Origin of the sequence: Salinivibrio sp. VGrn1 (assembly GCF_009377995.1) — a bacterium.
Classification (GTDB): Bacteria; Pseudomonadota; Gammaproteobacteria; order Enterobacterales; family Vibrionaceae; genus Salinivibrio; species Salinivibrio siamensis.
Genome location: NZ_SATA01000012.1, coordinates 1 through 21070 on the forward strand (window position 1 = coordinate 1; position 21070 = coordinate 21070).

Annotated in this window: 24 protein-coding genes and 1 tRNA gene; 7 read left to right on the plus strand and 18 right to left on the minus strand. The window is 51.3% G+C overall.

Going from position 1 to position 21070, the window contains the following annotated elements; translation table 11 throughout:
* The 3 genes from EHW56_RS13910 to EHW56_RS13920 form a co-directional block, all read right to left on the minus strand.
* Nucleotides 1-1052 (minus strand): ISAs1 family transposase (locus tag EHW56_RS13910; protein WP_152800034.1); only part of this gene is annotated, 1052 nt, incomplete at its 3' end.
* Between the two features lie 695 nt (nucleotides 1053-1747).
* A tRNA-Ile gene (locus tag EHW56_RS13915) sits at nucleotides 1748-1823 on the minus strand.
* A 153-nt stretch (nucleotides 1824-1976) separates the two neighbouring features.
* Nucleotides 1977-2195 carry a hypothetical protein gene (locus EHW56_RS13920; RefSeq protein WP_152796918.1) on the minus strand — a complete coding sequence of 73 codons (219 nt, stop codon included), beginning with the start codon at nucleotides 2193-2195 and terminating at the stop codon, nucleotides 1977-1979.
* Nucleotides 2196-2514: 319 nt separating this feature from the next.
* On the opposite strand from EHW56_RS13920, the gene argF reads away from it, so the two are divergent.
* The 3 genes from argF (at nucleotide 2515) to pyrI (ending at nucleotide 5145) form a co-directional block, all read left to right on the plus strand.
* A complete protein-coding gene (gene argF / locus EHW56_RS13925) occupies nucleotides 2515-3522 on the plus strand; it encodes an ornithine carbamoyltransferase (protein ID WP_152796920.1) in 1008 nt (335 codons plus the stop codon).
* A gap of 214 nt (nucleotides 3523-3736) precedes the next feature.
* Nucleotides 3737-4681 (plus strand): aspartate carbamoyltransferase, encoded by a 945-nt coding sequence (gene pyrB / locus EHW56_RS13930; protein ID WP_152796922.1) that lies wholly within the window; start codon nucleotides 3737-3739, stop codon nucleotides 4679-4681.
* Complete coding sequence (gene pyrI / locus EHW56_RS13935) at nucleotides 4678-5145, plus strand: aspartate carbamoyltransferase regulatory subunit (RefSeq protein ID WP_077606047.1); 468 nt, start codon at nucleotides 4678-4680, stop codon at nucleotides 5143-5145. Before pyrB ends, pyrI begins: the two co-directional genes overlap by 4 nt.
* A 128-nt stretch (nucleotides 5146-5273) precedes the next feature.
* On the opposite strand, the gene sspB is transcribed toward pyrI, so the two are convergent.
* From sspB to zapE, 8 genes are all read right to left on the minus strand, one after another.
* A complete protein-coding gene (gene sspB / locus EHW56_RS13940; protein WP_152796924.1) occupies nucleotides 5274-5798 on the minus strand; it encodes a ClpXP protease specificity-enhancing factor in 525 nt (174 codons plus the stop codon).
* The gene (gene sspA / locus EHW56_RS13945) at nucleotides 5798-6436 is read right to left on the minus strand and encodes a stringent starvation protein SspA (RefSeq protein WP_046073932.1); all 639 of its coding nucleotides are present in this window, start codon (nucleotides 6434-6436) and stop codon (nucleotides 5798-5800) included. Before sspA ends, sspB begins: the two co-directional genes overlap by 1 nt.
* Before the next feature lie 87 nt (nucleotides 6437-6523).
* Nucleotides 6524-7261: a cytochrome c1 gene (locus EHW56_RS13950; RefSeq protein WP_046073931.1), complete on the minus strand. Its 738-nt coding sequence runs from the start codon at nucleotides 7259-7261 to the stop codon at nucleotides 6524-6526.
* A complete protein-coding gene (locus EHW56_RS13955; protein WP_046073930.1) occupies nucleotides 7258-8526 on the minus strand; it encodes a cytochrome bc complex cytochrome b subunit in 1269 nt (422 codons plus the stop codon). Before EHW56_RS13955 ends, EHW56_RS13950 begins: the two co-directional genes overlap by 4 nt.
* Nucleotides 8526-9116 carry a ubiquinol-cytochrome c reductase iron-sulfur subunit gene (gene petA / locus EHW56_RS13960; RefSeq protein ID WP_046073929.1) on the minus strand — a complete coding sequence of 197 codons (591 nt, stop codon included), beginning with the start codon at nucleotides 9114-9116 and terminating at the stop codon, nucleotides 8526-8528. The genes EHW56_RS13955 and petA overlap by 1 nt, the downstream gene beginning before the upstream one ends.
* A 378-nt stretch (nucleotides 9117-9494) precedes the next feature.
* A complete protein-coding gene (gene rpsI / locus EHW56_RS13965) occupies nucleotides 9495-9884 on the minus strand; it encodes a 30S ribosomal protein S9 (RefSeq protein WP_046073928.1) in 390 nt (129 codons plus the stop codon).
* A 13-nt stretch (nucleotides 9885-9897) separates the two neighbouring features.
* On the minus strand, nucleotides 9898-10326 hold the full coding sequence (rplM, locus tag EHW56_RS13970; protein WP_046073927.1) for a 50S ribosomal protein L13: 429 nt from the start codon (nucleotides 10324-10326) through the stop codon (nucleotides 9898-9900).
* Between the two features lie 278 nt (nucleotides 10327-10604).
* Entirely contained in the window at nucleotides 10605-11711 is a 1107-nt protein-coding gene (gene zapE / locus EHW56_RS13975) for a cell division protein ZapE (protein WP_152796926.1), read from the minus strand.
* 267 nt (nucleotides 11712-11978) lie between these two features.
* On the opposite strand from zapE, the gene zapG reads away from it, so the two are divergent.
* The 3 genes from zapG to degS all read left to right on the plus strand — a co-directional run bounded on the left by zapG (nucleotide 11979) and on the right by degS (nucleotide 15042).
* Entirely contained in the window at nucleotides 11979-12386 is a 408-nt protein-coding gene (gene zapG, locus EHW56_RS13980; RefSeq protein ID WP_152796927.1) for a Z-ring associated protein ZapG, read from the plus strand.
* Nucleotides 12387-12457: 71 nt separating this feature from the next.
* Entirely contained in the window at nucleotides 12458-13822 is a 1365-nt protein-coding gene (locus EHW56_RS13985) for a Do family serine endopeptidase (RefSeq protein ID WP_152796969.1), read from the plus strand.
* Nucleotides 13823-13971: 149 nt separating this feature from the next.
* Nucleotides 13972-15042 carry an outer membrane-stress sensor serine endopeptidase DegS gene (gene degS, locus EHW56_RS13990; protein WP_152796971.1) on the plus strand — a complete coding sequence of 357 codons (1071 nt, stop codon included), beginning with the start codon at nucleotides 13972-13974 and terminating at the stop codon, nucleotides 15040-15042.
* A gap of 84 nt (nucleotides 15043-15126) precedes the next feature.
* Here the strand turns inward: degS and murA are convergent, their stop codons facing one another.
* The 7 genes from murA to mlaF are packed head-to-tail and all read right to left on the minus strand — an operon-like array spanning nucleotide 15127 to nucleotide 19702.
* Nucleotides 15127-16386: a UDP-N-acetylglucosamine 1-carboxyvinyltransferase gene (murA, locus tag EHW56_RS13995; protein WP_152796929.1), complete on the minus strand. Its 1260-nt coding sequence runs from the start codon at nucleotides 16384-16386 to the stop codon at nucleotides 15127-15129.
* Nucleotides 16387-16395: 9 nt separating this feature from the next.
* A complete protein-coding gene (ibaG, locus tag EHW56_RS14000) occupies nucleotides 16396-16650 on the minus strand; it encodes a BolA family iron metabolism protein IbaG (RefSeq protein WP_077606044.1) in 255 nt (84 codons plus the stop codon).
* A gap of 2 nt (nucleotides 16651-16652) precedes the next feature.
* Entirely contained in the window at nucleotides 16653-16967 is a 315-nt protein-coding gene (locus tag EHW56_RS14005) for a lipid asymmetry maintenance protein MlaB (RefSeq protein ID WP_046073920.1), read from the minus strand.
* A complete protein-coding gene (gene mlaC, locus EHW56_RS14010; protein WP_046073919.1) occupies nucleotides 16964-17638 on the minus strand; it encodes a phospholipid-binding protein MlaC in 675 nt (224 codons plus the stop codon). Before mlaC ends, EHW56_RS14005 begins: the two co-directional genes overlap by 4 nt.
* A gap of 5 nt (nucleotides 17639-17643) precedes the next feature.
* Nucleotides 17644-18123: an outer membrane lipid asymmetry maintenance protein MlaD gene (mlaD, locus tag EHW56_RS14015; protein ID WP_046073918.1), complete on the minus strand. Its 480-nt coding sequence runs from the start codon at nucleotides 18121-18123 to the stop codon at nucleotides 17644-17646.
* 2 nt (nucleotides 18124-18125) lie between these two features.
* A complete protein-coding gene (mlaE, locus tag EHW56_RS14020; protein ID WP_369795692.1) occupies nucleotides 18126-18905 on the minus strand; it encodes a lipid asymmetry maintenance ABC transporter permease subunit MlaE in 780 nt (259 codons plus the stop codon).
* Nucleotides 18905-19702 carry a phospholipid ABC transporter ATP-binding protein MlaF gene (gene mlaF / locus EHW56_RS14025; RefSeq protein ID WP_046073916.1) on the minus strand — a complete coding sequence of 266 codons (798 nt, stop codon included), beginning with the start codon at nucleotides 19700-19702 and terminating at the stop codon, nucleotides 18905-18907. The genes mlaE and mlaF overlap by 1 nt, the downstream gene beginning before the upstream one ends.
* 399 nt (nucleotides 19703-20101) lie before the next feature.
* Between mlaF and EHW56_RS14030 the strand changes: the two genes are divergently transcribed.
* Complete coding sequence (locus tag EHW56_RS14030; protein ID WP_046073915.1) at nucleotides 20102-21064, plus strand: calcium/sodium antiporter; 963 nt, start codon at nucleotides 20102-20104, stop codon at nucleotides 21062-21064.
* Nucleotides 21065-21070: the final 6 nt, after the last annotated feature.

The following is a 21070-nucleotide window of genomic DNA, read 5'->3' on the forward strand; positions in this document are numbered from 1 at the left end:
GCTTTGAAACTCTTCTCTTGCTTTAATAAATTCAAAACCATTTGCCTTATTCGTGCAAACACTTCCGCTCGATCATCGACTCTTATTCGGCAAGCATCTTCTTTTAATCCAACATCAAGTTGCCAGTACATTGATTCAATTAACCAGTGCGAGCGAGTGGCATCATGAAGGTCTTTCGCTGTCAGTGCTTTTGAACTTATATAATAGCGCACAGAAATATCGGATTCGTCGGCGTGTTTGCCTTCTTGTCGAACGCTCACCATGATGCCCATCGTTTTTAATTCAGGCCAATCATAAGCTAAATCACCTAATACACTTAAATCGGTATTGATGAGTGCACATCGTGTTTCTAAACGTCCATGCGATTTCTCTTGTGATGAGTAGCTGTCACCGTCAAAGTTTTGAAGCATTGAAGGCCGGTAATAATTATCAAACGCTTCATCTAATTTACCTTGATTCGCTTTGACGGCAAGCAAATAATCGGCATTTTTATCAATGATTTTCTGTGCGATTTTGTGCTGACAACCCATAGCATCTATGGTAATCAAACAACCTGAAATATCGAGCAATTCCAGCAACTTAGGAATGGCAGTAATCTCATTGGTTTTACTGTCTACTTTCGACTGTCCGAGACACACTCCATTTGCGGTTGCGAACGCATTAACCATATGAATCGCAGCTTGGTCTGTTGCTCGATTATATGAGCCCCTTAGTGTTTTTCCATCAATGGAAACCACTTCGCCATCCGTTAATTCATGACACGATTTCATCCATTCTATAAAGGCTTTTTGTAATGCCTTTGGACTGATGGCTCCCATCACTCTTGCGATCGTATCTGCCGACGGTGACGTTTTACCTGAAAAGCCAAAACGTAATAAGAAATCGCGCTGCTTACGGCCATAATCACTAATCCCTTTCCAAGTATCATGGCCAGAAAGAACCGCACAAATCGTTATCAAAATAATATCTGATAACGTATGTTCAACCTTTCCTTCTTGGCGAATATCTTTGATGGAAACGAAATGCATAAATGGGCTTTTTTCTTCTGTCATTTTTAATCTCCTAAACATTAGGAGACCATTAAATCGCACTGAAAATGATCAACAAATTGATCCTTTATTTTCACTCATTTTTATGAATAAACATGGTGCAACGCACGGTTTTCAGCCTTAATTGACAACTAAGTCATTAAATCGATAGCCCAAGCATGGCGCGGATCTTCATGCGTTTTCCCTGTGTGCATGCCGCCTATCTCTATTCTGGTATTCACACTATCCCCAAGCGTGAGTCTGTAAACGCATAATTAATAAGATCTTTTTATCATCCGTTCTGGGATAGTGTGAATCGGTCGCGGATAAACGCGCACGCTACTGGGCGTATATTGCCGATAAGCTGGTTAAGCATCCAGTGTTTAGCCATGCTACCGCCGATCAGTTGTCGGCACCTAACACGCCATCGTATTGGCAAATTTATAGATGAGTGTATCAAGCCGTGTGTGGGTTTTCGTGCGCTGTTATCCAAAATGTTAGATGGCACATGTTTTGTGATATGGGTACAAAAGGCGGTCTGTTCGAAAGCTGCGCTCAAGCCAGCTATCACTAATATCGAACCTGAGATGGGTATGGTAGGTGGGGAGAGCGGATCAACAAGACGTTTAAGAGCGATTAATTTGCTACATATATGCTACACAGCAAAATAAAAAGCAAAAGGCCTGAGTGGTTACTAACCTCTCAGGCCTTTCTATGACTGGTGGCCCCTCCCAGACTTGAACTGGGGACCAATCGATTATGAGTCGACTGCTCTAACCACTGAGCTAAGGGGCCGAATGGAATGGGATTATAGGGGAAGGCTCACAGGGTGTCTAGCTGTAAGGGGGGCGAATTCAGTATGCTTTTTGAGCACTTAGCGTGTTGCGGATAAACAAGCGCCGCCAATGTGGCGGCACTCACGCTTTGCTTGCTTAGGAGGCTGCCGCCTTATTGCATGGCGGGGTCTTGGCTGTCTTCAGCCGGCCAGGTGCTGTTGTCGTCTTCTGGCATTGGTTGCGTGTCGCAATCCGTGCCGCCGTCTGGGCAGGTTACCACGGGTTGGTCGCCTTGTGGTTGGCTGGCTTCGTTGGCCATCGCGGGGCCGGCGAGACCAATCATCATCATGAGTGCGCTAAGAGTCAGTGCTTTGTTTTGTGTTTTCATCATGTTCTCCTTCCTAGTATTGTCGTTGCCCTTGAGGACATAAACACTATCTCTCACTCATCGCGCGGCCCTGTCATTCCCCCGCTATAAGGCAGTAAAAGGATTGTCTAGTTTGTCGCCAATTTATCAGCATTGTCAGTGCTTGATTAAATCCCCCTCCCGCGGTCAGAAAACCATCAAAACGGTGTGTTATTGGTCAATTTATGGCCTTTACGCTCGGATTTGTCGCTTGCATCTTGCTAGCACGCGCTTTACCATCAAAGAATAATTAAACATAAATATCGATTTAATATTCATTTTGGCGCGTTATTTAGGGATAGATATGAAAAGCGACCTCTACCAGCAATCACTGCTCACCTTACTCGACTTGTCACCTCAGCAAATCCACGATCTGATTGATGATGCCGCCGCACTTAAAGCGGCCAAAGCTCGCGGTGAGGAAACGCCGCAACTAACAGGCAAAAATATTGCGCTGATTTTTGAGAAAACCTCGACCCGTACGCGCTGTGCCTTTGAGGTGGCGGCGTTTGATCAAGGCGCGCAAGTCAGTTACCTCGGCCCTAGCGGCACCCAAATTGGCCATAAAGAAACCATGAAGGATACCGCGCGGGTATTAGGGAGAATGTACGATGGCATTCAATACCGTGGCTTTGGCCAAGAAGTGGTCGAGACGCTCGCCGCGCATGCCGGGGTGCCGGTGTGGAATGGCTTAACCGATGATTTTCACCCTACCCAGGTGTTGGCCGATCTGCTCACCTTGCAAGAGCACAGTGACAAACCGCTTGATCAAATCGCGTTTGCGTATGTGGGAGATGCGCGCAACAACATGGGTAATTCGCTATTGGTCGGTGCGGCGAAAATGGGCATGGATCTGCGCCTGATTGGCCCCAAAGCCTATTGGCCTGAGGCTGATTTGATTGCCGCCTGCCAAGATATCGCCGCCAATACTGGCGCGACGATCACCTTAACCGAAGACACCGCAGCGGTGAACGGCTGTGATTTTGTGTATACCGATATCTGGGTGTCGATGGGTGAGCCCGAATCGGTCTGGGCGCAGCGCGTGGCCGATCTCACCCCTTATCAGGTTAACCCCGGTTTGATGGCCGCCACCGCGAATCCACACGCTAAGTTTATGCACTGTTTGCCTGCCTTTCATAACGATGAGACTGGTGTGGGTAAACAAATCGCCGATCAATACGGGCTTAATGGCTTGGAGGTGACCGACGAGGTGTTCGAATCTGAGCAGTCGATCGTCTTTGACCAAGCAGAGAACCGTATGCATACCATCAAGGCTGTGATGGTTGCCACACTCGTCAACGCAAGCACGTAAACGATTGCACTTTTGCTTGCACGACATAAATAGGGGCGTATAATTCGGCCAGATTTCACTACACGGCCAGAAGTTATGTTGGTTATTCCACCCACAAACAGCGATTTATCCGCCCCATTACGGGACGGTATCCGCATTGGTCGTGATCGTAAAAACCTCCGTTTAGGAGGTTTTTTTTTGCCTGTAGCACACTGCAAAGAAAGGGACTCGCGTTATGGCCAATACGCTTTATAACAAACATATTATTTCCATTCCCGAGCTCAGCCGCGACGAGCTGGAGTTAATCGTCGCCACGGCGGGCGAGCTAAAAGCGCGCCCTAACCCGACGCTGTTGAAGAATAAAGTGATTGCCAGCTGCTTTTTTGAGGCGTCGACGCGCACACGTTTGTCGTTTGAAACCGCGATTCAGCGCCTTGGCGGCTCGGTGATCGGCTTCCCCGACGGTGGCAATACCTCGTCAGGCAAAAAAGGCGAAACCTTGGCCGACTCAGTACGGGTGATTTCTTCGTATGTCGATGGCTTTGTGATGCGCCATCCCAAAGAAGGCGCAGCGCGGTTGGCCTCGGAGTTCTCTGACGGTGTGCCAGTAGTGAACGGTGGTGATGGCGCTAACCAGCATCCAACCCAAACCCTGCTCGACCTGTTCTCGATTTACGAAACCCAAGGCCGGCTCGATAACCTCAACATTGCCATGGTGGGCGATCTGAAATATGGCCGAACCGTGCATTCACTGACGCAAGCCTTGTCAAAATTCGAGGGTAACCGCTTTTTCTATATTGCCCCGGATGCCCTGGCGATGCCTGAGTATTTGTTAGATGAGCTGACTGCCGCGGGCCACCCGTATAGCCTGCACAGTAGCATCACCGATGTGGTGCCTGAGCTGGATGTATTGTATATGACGCGGGTACAAAAAGAGCGCTTTGATGAATCAGAGTATGCGCACATTAAAGCGGCGTTCATTTTAAATGCGGGGATGCTGCGTGATGCCAAACCCAACATGAAGGTGATGCACCCCCTGCCCCGTGTGGATGAGATTACTGTGGATGTCGATAAAACCCCGCACGCCTATTACTTTGAGCAAGCTGAGAACGGCGTCTATGCCCGAGAAGCCCTGCTGGCACTGGTATTAAACGAACAGGTTGAAGGAGTTGCAAAATGAGCACGGATAACAAACTACAAGTTGAAGCCATCTGTCACGGCACGGTGATCGATCATATTCCCGCGCACATTGGCTTTAAGATCTTAAACCTGTTTCAAATGCACGGCAGCGATCAGCGGATCACCATTGGCCTTAACTTGCCATCGTCGGCGTTAGGCTGCAAAGATCTGATCAAAATCGAGAACGTGGTGATCAGCGAAGATCAGGCCAGCCAACTCGCATTGTACGCCCCACAGGCAACCGTGAATCAAATTGAAGATTACCAAGTGGTCGCCAAGTTGCCGCTGACCTTGCCTGAGGTGATTCAAGGCGTGTTCCGCTGCCCAAATTCTAACTGTATTACTCACGGTGAGCCGGCGGTCGATAGCTCATTCCGCGTGCTGAGTGAAGCAGACGATGTGAAGCTGCGCTGCAAATACTGTGAGAAGGTGTTCTCGCGCGAGATCATGACCGAGCGTCATTGATTCAGACGCCGTACATTGAGGGCGTCGAGTCGGGCGCCTTTTCTGTGCGGCAGGCCCCTGCGCATAAAAAAACCAGCACTTGGGTGCTGGTTTTTTGTGTCTTACCTTCGGTAGAACTTGCGACGCGGTTATTTCACCACGGTTAGCGTCGGCTTGCCTTTTTTGCTTGGCGTAGCCGGCGTGTCGTCTTCGTCATCGGCTTGCGGCAAGGCGTCTGGGTCGTCAACGCTGTCAACCGACACCAAAGGCGGCTCGTCGTCTTCTACCTCGCTGGATGAGGGAGATTGTTCAAACATTTCCTCCTCATCGGCCTGCGCGTAGGCGGGCTCCATATCAAACATGGTGCCGGCACCATTTTCACGCGCATAGATGGCGAGCACTGCGGCCATAGGCACGAAGACTTGTTGAGGCTTGCCACCAAAGCGGGCATTAAAGCACACATGGTCGTTGCTAAGCTCTAAGTTTCCCACCGCACGCGGGGCAATGTTGAGAACAATTTGTCCGTCTTTGACGTAGTCAAACGGGACTTGTACCCCAGGTAACGTCGCGTCCACCACCATGTGTGGGGTGAGATCGTTATCCAGTAACCAATCATAGAACGCGCGAACCAAATAGGGGCGGCGTGGTGTCATCGCAAATTCTGATGTAGACATTATTGACCTGTTAGTCGCATTTCACGTTCAGCTTCTGTCAGTGAGGCGAGAAACGAATCACGCTCAAACAGACGCGTCATGTAGTCTTTTACTTGCTTCGCGCCTGGGCCAGTTAGCTCAATACCCAGTGCCGGCAAACGCCACAGCAGCGGGGCTAAGTAGCAATCCACCAAGCTAAACTCTTCGCTTAGGAAGTAGGGATCTTCGGCAAATACCGGTGCCAGCGCCAGAAGCTCTTCACGCAGCTGCTTACGCGCTTTGTCGGCGTCGTCAGCACTGCCTTCCATAATTTGGTCAACCAAGGTATACCAGTTGCGCTTGATGCGATACATCATCAAACGGCTTTGTGCACGGGCAACAGGGTATACCGGCATCAATGGCGGGTGAGGGAAACGCTCATCCAAGTATTCCATGATGATATCCGCGTTGTACAACGCTAACTCACGGTCTACCAAGGTTGGAACAGAGTTATAAGGATTTAAGTCAACCAGATCTTCTGGCAGATTATTCGGATCCACCAGCTCGATTTCTACACTGACACCTTTCTCTGCGAGGACGATGCGTACCTGATGACTATAGAGATCAGATGCGTCAGAGAATAACGTCATCACCGAGCGTTTATTGGCAGCAACAGCCATCAACCCCTCCAGGATGTTCAATAACAATAGAAAGCAATGGGGACCTAAAGTCCCCATTGCGGATTAGCAACACACTAGATTAACCGATCAGTGCACATCGCGCCAATATTCTTTCTTGAGGAAGTACGCCAAAATCAAGAATACCACGAAGAAACCAATCACCCACCAGCCCAGTTGCTGGCGCTCTAGCTTCACAGGTTCCCCTGAATATTCAAGGAAGTTAACCAGATCGCGCACCGCATTATCGTACTCGCTGGCACTGAGTTCGCCGTTGCCATCAGACTTGAGACCCACAAACTCTTCCACCGGCTCACCGTCCACCATACGTGTTTCGTATACTTTACGGGGTGTCCCTTGCAGCTCTTCAAGCACGTGTGGCATACCCACGTTCGGGAACACGGTGTTGTTCACGCCAAATGGGCGAGATGGGTCAACGTAGAACGAACGTAAATAGGTATATAGCCAATCCACGCCACGCACACGTGCCACCAAGGTGAGATCGGGAGCGGGTGCACCGAAGTACTGCGCGCCCGCCTCTTGCGTCATGGCGTTTTTCATCAACTCGCCGTAATCAGCATTCTTATCGACAATCAGGTTGTCTTCCATCAAGTCTTTAGGAATATTGAGATCTTCGGCCACACGCTGATAGCGCTGATACTGCGTAGCATGGCAACCAAAACAGTAGTTCATGAACAGTTTGGCGCCACGTTGCAATGAGGCTTTGTCCGTCAAATCATTGTTGGCTTCGTCCAAGTGGACATTGCCACCGGCGGCCATCGCCAAAGAGGGCAACAGCGCGCACAAGATTACAATCCATTTTCTCATTTGAATGTCACCCTCTCTGGTAGCGGTTTTGTTGCCTCATTTTTGCTGTAGAAGAACAACAGCACGAAGAACATGAAGTAACAGAAGCTGAAGATCTGCGCCAGCAAGGTGTACGTTGGGGTTGCTGGCAACGCGCCCAGAATACCCAGAGCAATAAAGGCAATCACAAATTGGACGATGTTCGCCAAGTGCAGCTTGCTGCGGTAGCGGTATGAGCGCACACGGCAGCGGTCAAGCCACGGTAGGATGAACAGCATCACAATCGACGCGCCCATGGCAATAACACCAATTAGCTTGTCTGGGATCGCACGCAAAATCGCGTAGAACGGCGTGAAGTACCAAACAGGGGCAATGTGCTCAGGGGTCTTCAGCGGGTTAGCCGCTTCAAAGTTGGGTGGCTCAAGGAAATAACCGCCCATTTCGGGATTAAAGAAAATCACGTAGGCGAACAAGATGCCGAACACACCCACACCAATCAAGTCTTTCACTGTCCCGTAAGGGTGGAAAGGAATCGAATCAATGATCTTATATTTCTTGGTGTAATCCGGGTGGAACTTGAACTGTGACTGCTGGCCATCGTCATCTGCCTCACCTTTCGGTAATTTAGTGTCGATACCATCTGGGTTGTTTGAGCCCACTTCGTGCAGTGCAAGCACGTGCAATGCCACCAACAGCAAGAGCACAATCGGCAGTGCAATCACGTGGAGGGCAAAGAAACGGTTCAAGGTCGCGCCAGAGACAACGTAGTCACCACGAATCCACAGTGTTAGGTCATCACCAATCACTGGGATGGCTCCGAACAAGGAGATGATAACCTGTGCGCCCCAGTACGACATTTGTCCCCATGGCAGCAGATAGCCCATAAAGGCCTCAGCCATCAGCACCAGGAAGATCAGCATACCAAATAGCCATAACAGCTCACGTGGCTTTTGGTAGGAGCCGTAGATCAGGCCACGGAACATATGCAGGTAGACCACCACAAAGAAGGCCGAGGCCCCGGTGGAGTGCATATACCTCAAGAGCCAGCCGTACTCCACATCACGCATGATGTATTCAACAGACGCAAATGCGCCTTCCGCTGAAGGTACGTAGTTCATGGTTAGCCAAATCCCAGTAAGAATTTGGTTAACCAGAACCAGCATTGCGAGCACCCCAAACATATACCAGAAGTTGAAGTTCTTCGGCATGGGGTACTCAGTCATGTGTTTGCGATACGCATTCATCGCTGGAATGCGTTTCTCAACCCAGTTCAGCAAGTTTTCCATTACGCAGTCCCCTCATCTTGTCCCACGAGTACCCGTTTGTCGTCCAAGTACATGTAAGGTGGAACGACCAGGTTTAGTGGTGCAGGTACGCCTTGGAATACGCGTCCTGCCATGTCAAATTTGGAACCATGACACGGACAGAAGAACCCGGCTTTCACCCCACTCACTTGCTCACTGAAACTGTCAGGCAGGTAGGTTGGCGAACAACCTAGATGGGTACAGATACCAACCGCGACGAAAATTTCAGGTTTAATAGAGCGGGTCTGGTTGGCTGCGTATTCTGGCTGTTGCGGCTGTGCCGAACCGGGATCACGAAGCTGGTCCTCGAAGCTAGACAGCTCTTCGACGACCGCGTCACTACGACGCACGATCCATACAGGTTTTCCTCGCCACTCAACACGGATCATTTGTCCGTCTTGTAGCTTACTGATATCGACTTCGACAGGCGCGCCCGCCGCTTTGGCTTTCGCGCTTGGGTTCCAAGACTTAATAAAAGGTACGGCAACTGCTACGGCCCCTAAACCGCCAACAACTGACGTCGTCGCAGTCAGGAAACGGCGTCGGCCGGTATTCACTGGCGCATTGCTCATCCAACATTCTCCCATGTGCTCCCGCTTGGATTTTTATTGTGTCCTTTGCGTCCATGGAGCGTACGGCTTACTTAAAAACGAATATGTAATAACGGCTGACTGGGATCAGTTCGATTAAATCTTAGCTGCTATTACGTCGGCTAGATGATAGAGAAAACCCTACTTTTTGACAAGATAAAGCTACCTTTTTGTAACAAATGTGAGCGGTGTGCACAGAATTGAGGAAAGGGTAATAAAAATGTTGGAAAGTGAGTGCTTATACACTGTTTTGAAAGGAAATAAATGAGTATTGCACCCAAGAATGACGGATAAATTGATGGATAAAAAAAGCCTGGCGTTGCCACCAGGCTTTTGCAGCAAATCTGACTGGAACGTCGATTAACGCTTCGAGAACTGCGGGCTGCGACGTGCTTTGCGTAGACCCACTTTTTTACGCTCAACGCGACGAGCGTCACGCGTAACAAAGCCAGCTGCACGTAGCGCAGGACGTAGTGACTCGTCATACTCCATCAGGGCACGAGTGATGCCGTGACGGATTGCGCCAGCTTGACCAGAGATACCACCACCAGAAACGGTGATGTACAGGTCTAGCTTCTCGGTCATTTCTACCAGCTCAAGCGGCTGACGAACGACCATGCGAGCGGTTTCGCGACCGAAATAAGTCTCGAGAGAACGCTTGTTGATCTCGATGTTACCGCTGCCCGGCTTGATGAAGACACGCGCTGCGGAGCTTTTGCGACGGCCGGTGCCGTAGTATTGTTCTGCCATTGCTTTATTCCTCTTAGATGTCTAGTACTTGCGGTTGTTGTGCCGCGTGCTTGTGCTCAGAACCTGCGTAAACTTTCAGTTTACGGTACATAGCACGACCTAGAGGACCGCGTGGCAACATACCTTTAACGGCTTTTTCAATAACCAGTTCAGGTTTTTCCGCGATCAGTTTTTCAAAGCTGATTGACTTGATGCCACCAATGTAGCCAGTGTGGCTGTAGTACATCTTGTCAGACTTTTTGCGGCCAGTAACAGCCACTTTCTCAGCGTTGATAACAACGATGTAGTCACCGGTGTCAACGTGAGGAGTGTATTCTGGCTTGTGCTTGCCACGCAGACGCGTTGCAATTTCAGTGGCCAGACGGCCCAGCGTTTTGCCTTCAGCGTCTACAACGAACCAGTCGCGTTTTACAGTTTCTGGTTTAGCAACGAAAGTTTTCATGCTAATGATTACCCGATTAATAAGTTTCACTTCAGGAGCCTAAGCTCCCACTGTTAAGCGCCCATACATCACCCCTTCGAGTGGTGGTACACTCGGCCTAAGCCTTTCAACAGTAACGGTGGGTCGCGAGATTATAGGGAAGAGTGGAGAAAAAATCACCTCCTTTTGGCAAAAAAATTCGGTGGATTTTTTTCAGTTGGTGGTTGTTTGGCTACTGCACACCATTGTGTTGCGGGACGCGCGCCGTTAGCGAGCTTGCGCCCCGCGTTCTATCCGATTTAGGGCAAATGCGGCAACGCAAGATAGTCATGGCTTTGCATCTCAATGAGGCGTGATTGGCAGCGCCTAAATTCAAACGCCAGCCGTTCGCCTTGATAGAGGCTATCCATAGGCTCCGCCGCCGAAATGATCAATTTCACGCTACGCTCGTAAAACTCATCCACCAAGGCAATAAAGCGCCGTGCGGCGTCGTCTTGCGCCCCGGTTAGCTGAGGCATATCAGCCAGCAGCACCGTATGGTAAAGGCGTGCCAGCTCCATGTAGTCGGTTTGACTACGTGCCGATTGGCAAAGCTCAGCAAAACTAAAGTGCACCACGCCGTCGCCATTTTCGAGGGTTTGCAGCGGCCGATGATTCACTTCAATCACATCCTGTTTCACCCCGCCCTCGCCATTGAGCTTTTTAAAGTAGGCATGCATTTGCGCGGTGGCGGCGTCATCTAAAGGATGATGAAAGATCTCCGCTTGCTCTAGCGTGCGTAAGCGGTAATCTACCCCTGAGTCGACATTGACCACCTCACAATGCTGATTAATCAAGGCGATCGCAGGTAAAAAACGCGCACGTTGCAATCCATTCCAATAAAGCTCATCGGGCACGATGTTGGAGGTGGCCACCAGGGTAATACCACGCGCAAATAGGGCTTCCATTAAGGTGCCCAAAATCATCGCATCGGTGATGTCAGAGACAAAGAACTCATCAAAGCACAATACTCGGGTTTCTTGAGCAAACTTATCGGCGATTTGTGGCAGAGGGTCAACCTCGCCATCCAAGGTTTTGAGCTCTTGGTGAACGCGATGCATAAAGCGGTGAAAGTGCATCCGCATCTTGTTTTCAAACGGCAAAGCGTGGAAAAACGTATCCATTAGGTAGGTTTTGCCGCGCCCCACCCCACCCCAGAAATATAAGCCTTTTACTGGGGTCACTGGCGCGGGTTCGCGCTTACGCCAAGGCAGCCAGCTGCGCTTTTCGGACATGGTGGGGACAATGGGATTGGCGACCAAGCGATGGTAGAGATCATCGAGTTTCTCCACTGCCAAACGCTGCGCCGGGTCTTCAATAAAATCGTTGTGGGTCAGATCGTTATTATAATGCTCGAGTGGCGTCATTCCGTGAAAGCCTCATTGGTTATCGCCTCGCACGCATAGTAACACGCCCCGTGAAAACGTCACACGTCGGGCGTCACCGCGCACAACAGACCAAACACGTAAGACAGTATCCCAAGCGGAAAGCGACGTGTATAGTGAGCTAAATCTTCCCTTGCTGAGTCATTGGGGAATGTACGATATTATTAGGTAGGCAAGTGATTTTACTTGTCTTGACTGACCCGTCAGTGGTATCTGTGGACAGTCAACTTGTGACTACAAGGAGCAGTTATGGCCTGGATTAATAGCCTGATCTTTCTCGTCATCGGTATCGCGGTAGGCTTCTTTATTGCCCGCATGACGACGCGCGATCTGAAACAACAAAAAAACATGAAAAGGGAGCTAGAAAAGTCACGTTACGAGCTGGAGCAATATCGCCAAGAGTTGGTGGATCATTTTGCCCAAAGCGCAGAGCTGCTCGATACACTATCCAAAGATTACAACAAGCTCTATCAGCATATGGCAAAGACCTCGACCGATTTGATGCCGAATTTGCCCGATCAGGACAACCCATTTGCTAAAAGGCTGGGTAAAATCACCGAAGTGAAGGCCGAAACAGCCAGTGAGCCGCCCAGAGACTACTCAGGCAGTGCCTCAGGACTGCTCAAAAGCGGTGAAGGTTCGCGCGCGACGAATTGATGGAGGATTGAACTTTTTCAGATTGCCCCCACTCTCACTTCATACCTCGACAATCGGAGTGTGAGTCTATGATGAAGAAGTCTTTACTAGCGATGAGTATCGCCGCGCTGACTCTTGGCGCGGCCTTTTCCCCTCTCCCAAGCCACGCTGCCCTACCGCAAACCGTAAACGGCGAAGCCATGCCGAGCTTGGCACCCATGTTGGAGAAGGTCTCTCCGGCCGTCGTCAGTATTGCCGTTGAAGGCAATAAAGTCGCGAAGCAGCGTATTCCAGAAGCCTTTCGTTTTTTCTTTGGCCCCAACCTACCGCCCGAGCAAGCCCAAGAGCGCCCATTTCGCGGATTAGGCTCGGGAGTGATCATTGATGCGGATAAAGGCTATATAGTCACCAACCACCATGTGATTGATGATGCAGACCAAATCCGAGTACAACTAAAAGATGGTCGCGAGTACGACGCCACCTTGATTGGCAGTGACGAAATGTCTGACATTGCCCTCCTCCAGTTGGATGAAGATGCCAATAACCTCACACAGATCCCACTGGCCAACTCTGACGAGCTCCGCGTGGGCGATTTTGCGGTGGCGATTGGTAACCCGTTTGGACTGGGACAAACCGTTACATCAGGGATCATCTCAGCACTGGGACGCAGTGGTTTGAATTTGGAAAACTTTGAGAACTTTATTCAAACCGATGCGGCGATCAACAGTGGTAACTCGGGGGGCGCCCTGGTGAACCTTAATGGCGAGTTGATGGGGATCAACACCGCCATTTTAGGCCCCAATGGCGGGAACGTCGGGATTGGCTTTGCGATTCCGGTGAATATGGCGAAAAGCCTGGTCGACCAAATTATCGAATACGGCTCAGTGCGCCGCGGTATGCTGGGGGTAACCGGTCGCGAGCTAACATCGGAGCTGGCCGATGCCTTTGGCCTTGCCACAAAACACGGTGCCTTTGTGAGCCAAGTCATGCCTGAATCTGCAGCAGAAGAGGCAGGCTTGGAAGCCGGGGACATCATCGTCTCGGTTAATGGCAAGAGCATCCGCAGCTTTGGCGAGCTACGCGCTAAAATTGCCACCTTGGGCGCGGGTAAGCCAGTGACCTTGGGGGTTATCCGCGACGGTGAAAACCTAGAAATGGACACCACCCTTAAAGAGGCGAGCCAAACGCAAACCAAGGCCGACAACTTACACAAAGCCCTCACCGGTGCTGAGCTGAAAAATCACGACACCGAGCCCGCTGGGGTAGAAGTGACGGCGATTGAAGAAGGGTCACTCGCCGCGCGCTATGGGCTGCGTGAAGGGGATGTGATTGTCGGTCTTAATCGTCACAAGGTTGAGAACTTAGGCGATCTGCGCAAACTGCTGGAAGACAAACCCAGTGTGCTGGCGCTCAATATCGTCCGCGACAACAGCTCCTTGTACCTGGTGATCCGCTAGTCCGCGCACGCGCGCCTGGCGCACACCGATTGATGCCTGCCTTCTCGGCAGGCATTTTTTTGCCCAGAGCGCGGTGATGATTTCCCCAACCCTCGCTGACAATGCTATTCTCTAGCTCCGCGTTAAGTTGCTTGAGGATGGCATTATTTATGCTGGCGTTATTGATTCGCTCTGTGATTATTGGCTTGGTGACGGCTGCTTTATTGTTGGTAGCGGTGCCAGACTTACGCTCGGGTCTGCTATCCGGCTTTTCAATGGCAGACAGCATCGAGGACGACCCTGTGGAGCTGGTGTCGTTCAATTACGCGGTTAAGCGCGCGTCGCCGGCAGTGGTCAATATTTACACCCGCAACTACACCGGTAACGAACGATTAGCCCTCAACACTCAGGGGTTAGGCTCTGGGGTGATCATGAGCGCTAAGGGCTATATTGTCACTAACTATCACGTGGTCGCCGAAGCCGACCAGGTGATTGTGGCTTTGCAAGATGGCCGTATTTTTACCGCCCAAATGGTGGGCAAAGATCAACGCACCGACTTAGCGGTGATCAAGGTACAAGCCGATAACTTACCCGTGATCCCGGTCAACGAGCGTTATCAGCCTGCGGTGGGCGATACGGTGCTCGCGATTGGCAACCCCTATAACCTCGGCCAAACCACCACTTATGGCATTATTTCCGCGACTGGGCGTACCGGGATGAGCTTTTATGGCCGCCAAGACTTTTTACAAACCGATGCCGCAATTAACCGGGGCAACTCCGGCGGCGCCTTGGTCAACAGTCGCGGCGAGTTAGTGGGGATTAATACCGCCTCGTTCCAGCAAGCCACCGATTTGGAAACCTACGGCATCTCCTTTGCTATCCCCTACGGCTTGACCGAGAAGATCATGAATAAACTGATTGCCGATGGCCGAGTGATCCGAGGCTATATCGGGATTGATGGACGCGATGTCAACCCAGTGATGGCGCGATTGCTGGATGCCGAGCAGCAACGAGGCGTCATGGTGTCTGATGTTGACCAAGGGGGACCGGCGGATAAAGCGGGGATCCAACCGCAAGATTTAATCATTAAGATTGATGGTCAGTCCGTACGCGGGGCACGCAGTGCCATGGATATGGTCACCGATACTCGCCCAGGCTCAACGCTAGATGTGACCCTTATTCGTGATGGTGAGACCCTGACACTGCCGGTCAAAGTGGGCGATGAAAGGCAGCGCCGCTAATACAATCGCTCTCGACGCTTATCGCGTCACGCTATAAAAAACGCCAGCAAGATGCTGGCGTTTTTGTGTCGAGTGAGAGGCAGGTTACTCCGAATCAATCCGCTCTATTTTGGCTCCCAAGGCTTGGAGTTTATCCTCGATACGCTCATAGCCTCTATCGATATGATAAATCCGATCAACAATGGTCTCACCTTTGGCAATGCAGCCAGCAATCACGAGGCTTGCTGAGGCGCGTAAGTCGGTGGCCATCACCTGTGCCCCGCTTAAGCTGTCGGTATCACCACAGATCACTGTGTTGCCCTCAATTTCTGCATGTGCGCCCATGCGCTGCAGTTCAGGCACGTGCATAAAGCGATTTTCAAAGATGGTTTCGGTGATAATACCCGTGCCTTTTGCCACCAAGTTGAGCAAGCTAAATTGGGCTTGCATATCGGTCGGAAAGCCCGGATGTGGCGCCGTGCGCACATTGACCGCTTTTAGCTCGCGATCGGTCATGTCGAGCTCAATGAAGTCATCACCGGTCACCACTTTAGCCCCCGCCTCTTCGAGCTTGTGCAATACCGCTTCGAGCAACTCCGGCGAAGTATGGCGACAAGTAATATGCCCGCCAGACACGGCCGCGGCGACCAAGAAGGTGCCGGTTTCAATCCGATCGGCCACGACTGAGTGCTTGCCGCCGCCGAGGCGCTCCACCCCTTCAATTTCAATCCGGTCAGTGCCTGCACCTGACACCTTCGCGCCCAGCATATTGAGGAACTTCGCGGTATCAACAATCTCTGGCTCACGGGCGGCATTTTCGATCACTGTGGTACCGTCAGCCAAGGTGGCTGCGCTCATGATGGTGACCGTCGCGCCAACGCTGACTTTGTCCATCACAATATGCGCCCCTTGCAAGCGGCCATCCACGGTCGCGCGCACATAGCCCTCATCCAAGGTGATGGTGGCACCGAGTTGCTCTAGACCATTGATGTGCAAGTCGACCGGGCGGGCACCGATGGCACAGCCACCAGGCAATGACACTTCGCCTTTACCAAAACGCGCCACTAAGGGCCCTAACGCCCAAATAGACGCGCGCATGGTTTTGACCAAATCATAAGGGGCACACAGCTCAGTAATGTCACTGGCATCGACATGCACAGAGCCGTTGCGATTAACCTTGGCACCTAAGCGAGATAACAGTGCCATAGTGGTATCAATGTCACGCAGCTTAGGGACATTCGCCACTTCGACCGGCTCTTCGGCCAGTAGTGAAGCAAATAAAATCGGGAGGGCGGCATTTTTCGCGCCGGAAATGGCCACATCACCTTTTAGCGGGCCATTGCCCGTCACTCGAAACTTTTGCATCAGACCCTCTTACAACTGCATCAGCTTTTTATCGCGCGCCCATTCAGTTGGGGTCATCGCTTTAATACTGACGGCATGGATATCATTGCGTGCAATATGCGCCATCAGCGGTGCATAAATCGTTTGTTGCTTTTTCACACGTGACATCCCGTCAAACATCTCTGCCACGGCAATCACTTCAAAGTGGCTGCCATCGCCTTTCACGTGCAGCTCGTCCACTGACAAAGCTGCCTCTAAAATGGCTTTAACTTCGCTTGCTTCCACGTTTAAACCCCTTTTTGATGCTCAGCATCGTCCAAAAATGTCTCTACATTGCTCAGCGATAAGAGCAACTTAAGTTGCTCTGGCACCCCTTGATAACGCACCTGTTGCCCTTTTTCACGCAGTTGCTTATCCAGGTGTAGCAACATCGCCATGCCGGCGGAATCTACACGTGATAGCGCGCTTAAATCCAGGCTCAAGGCAGTGTCAGTGGGGAGCCACTGGTCACGCTGGCGCCAAAAGTCAGGCACTGTGTCACGATCTAGCCGCCCTGACAAGTGATACTGTTGCCCGTCGCCGGCGGTGAAGCTCACGCTCATGAGGCGTCCTGCTTTTGTTTGTCTTCGCGACGGATGGGACGTTCAGCCAAGGTTTTTAATTGCTCGATGACCGAATCAATACCATCGCGACGTAGCGGTGCTTTCCATTCCGACTGCTTAGACTGGATCATACTCACGCCCTCGGCGGTGACGTCATAGGCTTGCCAATTTCCTGTCCGAGTATTTTTACGTAAGCTAAAGTCGAGGCGAATCGGTGGCCGTGACGGATCGGTAATATCGACCCGCACTTTGACAATCTTATCGTCAGGGGCAATCGGCTGATCTTTTTGTACCTCGACATCTTGGTCATCGTATTCAAGCAAGATCTGCGCGTAAGAGGCAATCATGTATTCAGTGAATGCCTCGGTAAAGGCGTCACGCTGCGCGGGCGTGGCTTTGCGATAGTACTGCGCGCCCAACACCAGTGATGCGGCATACCGAGTATGAATATAAGGCAGTAACTCATCTTTGACCACATCACGCAGCAAGTCAGGATCAGCGCGGAATAAGGTGCGGTCTTTACGCAGGCGGGTAAAGGTGTTGTCCGCCACTTGCTCGATGAGCTGATAAGGGTTGGATTGATCAACCGGCTCGCTCGCCTGGGCCACAGTGCCAAGGCTTGAAACCAGCAGGCAAACGGCGCTGCTCAGTGCGATCCATGTCTTTTTCATGCTGTTTACTCCTTGTCACCAACGCTATAGAGGAACTGACCAATCAAATCTTCGAGTACCAGTGCCGATTTGGTGTCCTGAATCTTGTCGCCGGCGTCTAAATAGCCAATACCCAGCGCTTCATCCACGAAGCCTGGGGTGATACCAATGTACTGTTCACCCAATAAACCTGCGGTATAAATCGATGCCGAGCTTGATTCCGGAAAACGTCCGGCGTCAGCATTGATTTGCAGGGTGACTTGGGGGACATAAGTCTCGGCGTCCAACGCAATGTCGGTCACTTGGCCAACGGTCACGCCACCCACTTTGACCGGTGAGCGCACTTTTAAGCCACCAATATTGTCGAACTCAGCGGTTAGCGTGTAAGTATCCGCCCGTCCCCAACGCTGGACATCGGCCACTTGAAACGCCAAGACCAATAACGCTGCAATGCCAGCAATGACAAAACAACCTACCCAAAATTCTGTTTTACGACTCTGTTGCATGATTAATTCCCAAACATGAGTGCAGTAAGGACAAAGTCTAGGCCGAGCACGGCCAACGATGAATGTACCACAGTACGCGTGGTGGCGCGGCTGATCCCTTCCGATGTCGGCGTGGCATCATAGCCGTTAAAAAGCGCAATCCAGGTCACAGCCACCGCAAACACCACACTTTTTATCAGTGCGTTGCCCACGTCATAGCCCAGATCGACCGACGCTTGCATCACCGACCAGAAACTGCCGTGGTCAATGCCTTTCCAGTCGACGCCGACCAGCTCGCCGCCCCAAATGCCCACCAGCATAAAAATCACTGCCAGCAGTGGCATGGCAATCACACCCGCCCAAAAGCGCGGTGCTATCACTCGGCGTAGCGGGTCAACCGCCATCATCTCTAGGCTTGATAACTGCTCGGTGGCTTTCATTAAGCCAATTTCTGCGGTCAGTGCTGACCCAGCTCGGCCAGCAAATAGCAAGGCAGTCACCACAGGGCCAAGCTCACGTAGCAGCGACAAGGCCACCATTTGTCCAAGGCTGGTTTCCGCGCCAAAGTCTGACAACACCAGATACCCTTGCAAGCTCAGCACCATACCAATAAACAGGCCAGAGACCATGATGATCGCCAGTGAGCGAACGCCTACCGAATAGAGCTGCTTGACCAATAGCGGGAAGGTTTTGCTCGGTTGCGGACGGCCAATCAGTGCGCCTGTCATCACAAAGGTTGCGCGGCCCATGGATTCGGCCACGCGCATGGCCCGGCGGCCCACGTCTTCTATGTGTGTTCTGATCACCGGAAAATCTCCTGGGTTAACTCGCCAGCGGGATAGCGAAAAGGTACCGGCCCATCAGCATGCCCTTCTAAAAACTGTTTTACCCACGGGTCAGGATTGTCACGCAGCGATTGGGGCGAACCACTGGCAATAATGCGGCTATCGGCGAGCAAATATACCTGATCGGCAATACTCATGACCTCTGGCACATCGTGCGAAACCACCACACATGTCAATCCCAGTGCTTGGTTAAGCTGACGAATCAAGGTCACCAGCACCCCCATGGTGATCGGATCTTGGCCGACAAAGGGCTCATCAAACAAAATCAATTCAGGGTCAAGCGCAATCGAGCGTGCGAGAGCCGCACGACGTGCCATCCCGCCCGATAAATCACTGGGCATTAATCCTTGCGCGCCACGTAAGCCCACCGCTTCTAGCTTGAGCATCACGATGGTGTGAATAAGCGACTCGTCCAAGTCGGTATGTTCGCGCAGCGGGAAAGCGACATTATCAAACACCGACATATCGGTGAATAACGCCCCTGATTGGAACAGCATGCTCATACGCTGACGGACTTCAAACAACTTGCGTCGTCCTAGGGAAGGAATAGCGTGGCCATCAAACACAATCTCGCCCGCATCGGGTTTAAGCTGACCGGCAATCAAACGCAGCAAGGTGGTTTTGCCTATCCCTGATGGCCCCATGATCGCGGTTACTTGGCCACGTGGCACTTGCAAATCAATATTGTCAAAAATGCATCGATTGCCCCGTGAGAAGGTCATCCCACTGATATCTATCAGGCTCTGTGCTGCCATGGCCGCATCTCATGGTTAGAAAGGAACAAAATTAAGTGGCTGATAATAAGGCGTCACCCACCCTAACACAAGCCACGCCGCACCTCAGCGCCCACAGGACGTGACTTATCCCTGATAATAGCAGCTTATCTTCGCTTTTCTTGTCAGACATAGGTCAGCTTACGTCCGACTAATGTAACGCTGCCATTCATAGCGACTGTTTCACGATGACCGTTTCATGGCGACCGTTTCATGGCGACCGTTTCACGGCGACCATTTCATGGCGACAACTCTCATGTTGATGAATGAAATCACCGATTTCATCGCTAAAGCACGGGCTTTTCGCTTCACATTTACCCCGTTAGCCGTCAGAATTGCACCTCATTTGTACCCAATCAAAAAACGCAAAGGATAGGTGTCATGGTCATAGCGGTTGCCATACTCATTGTTGGACTCATCGTGCTAGTGTGGAGTGCCGACCGATTAGTGTTCGGCGCGGCAGCAATCGCGAAAAACTACGGGGTCTCTCCGCTGGTGATCGGGATGACTATTTTGGCCATGGGCTCCTCTGCCCCAGAGATGATGGTCTCGGCCAACGCCGCCTTAGCGGATAAAACCGACACCGCCGTGGGTAATGTGTTGGGCTCCAACATCGCTAATATTGCGCTGATCCTCGGTTTCACCGCACTGATCAAGCCCCTTTCTATTGGCTCGACTATTATTCGTCGCGAGCTGCCTCTGATGCTAGGGGTCACCGTATTGGCTGGGGTGCTGCTTTGGAACAACCACCTAGGCTTTTTTGAAGGCGTGGGGCTGTTCACCCTGTTTGTGATTTTCATCCTAATGATGCTAAAAATCGGCAAAGACTCGGGTGGCACCGATCCAATACTGGCCGACCAACAATCGGATATTCCTAATGATGTCAGTAACCTGAAAGCGGTGCTGTGGATCATCATTGGTTTGCCATTGCTGCTGGTCTCTTCCGATCAAGTGGTTGACTCGGCGGTGACCATCGCGCAGTACTTTGGCATGAGCGATTTGGTGATCGGCTTGACCATCATCGCCATTGGCACCAGCTTGCCTGAGCTCGCCGCGTCGATAGCAGGGGTAATGAAAGGGGAAGATGATTTGGCCGTCGGCAATATTATCGGCTCAAACGTGTTCAATATTCTCGCGGTGATGGGGATCCCAGGGTTACTCAACCCCTCAGCGATCAGTGAGTATGCCATGAGCCGCGATTATTATATTATGTTGGTGCTTTCCATCATGTTACTGATTTTTGCGCTCGGTAAATCACGTAGCATCAACCGCATTGAAGGCGCTGTTTTTCTCCTTTGTTATATCGGCTATCAAGGCTACCTGTTTGTTAACGCAGCAGCCTAAACGGAC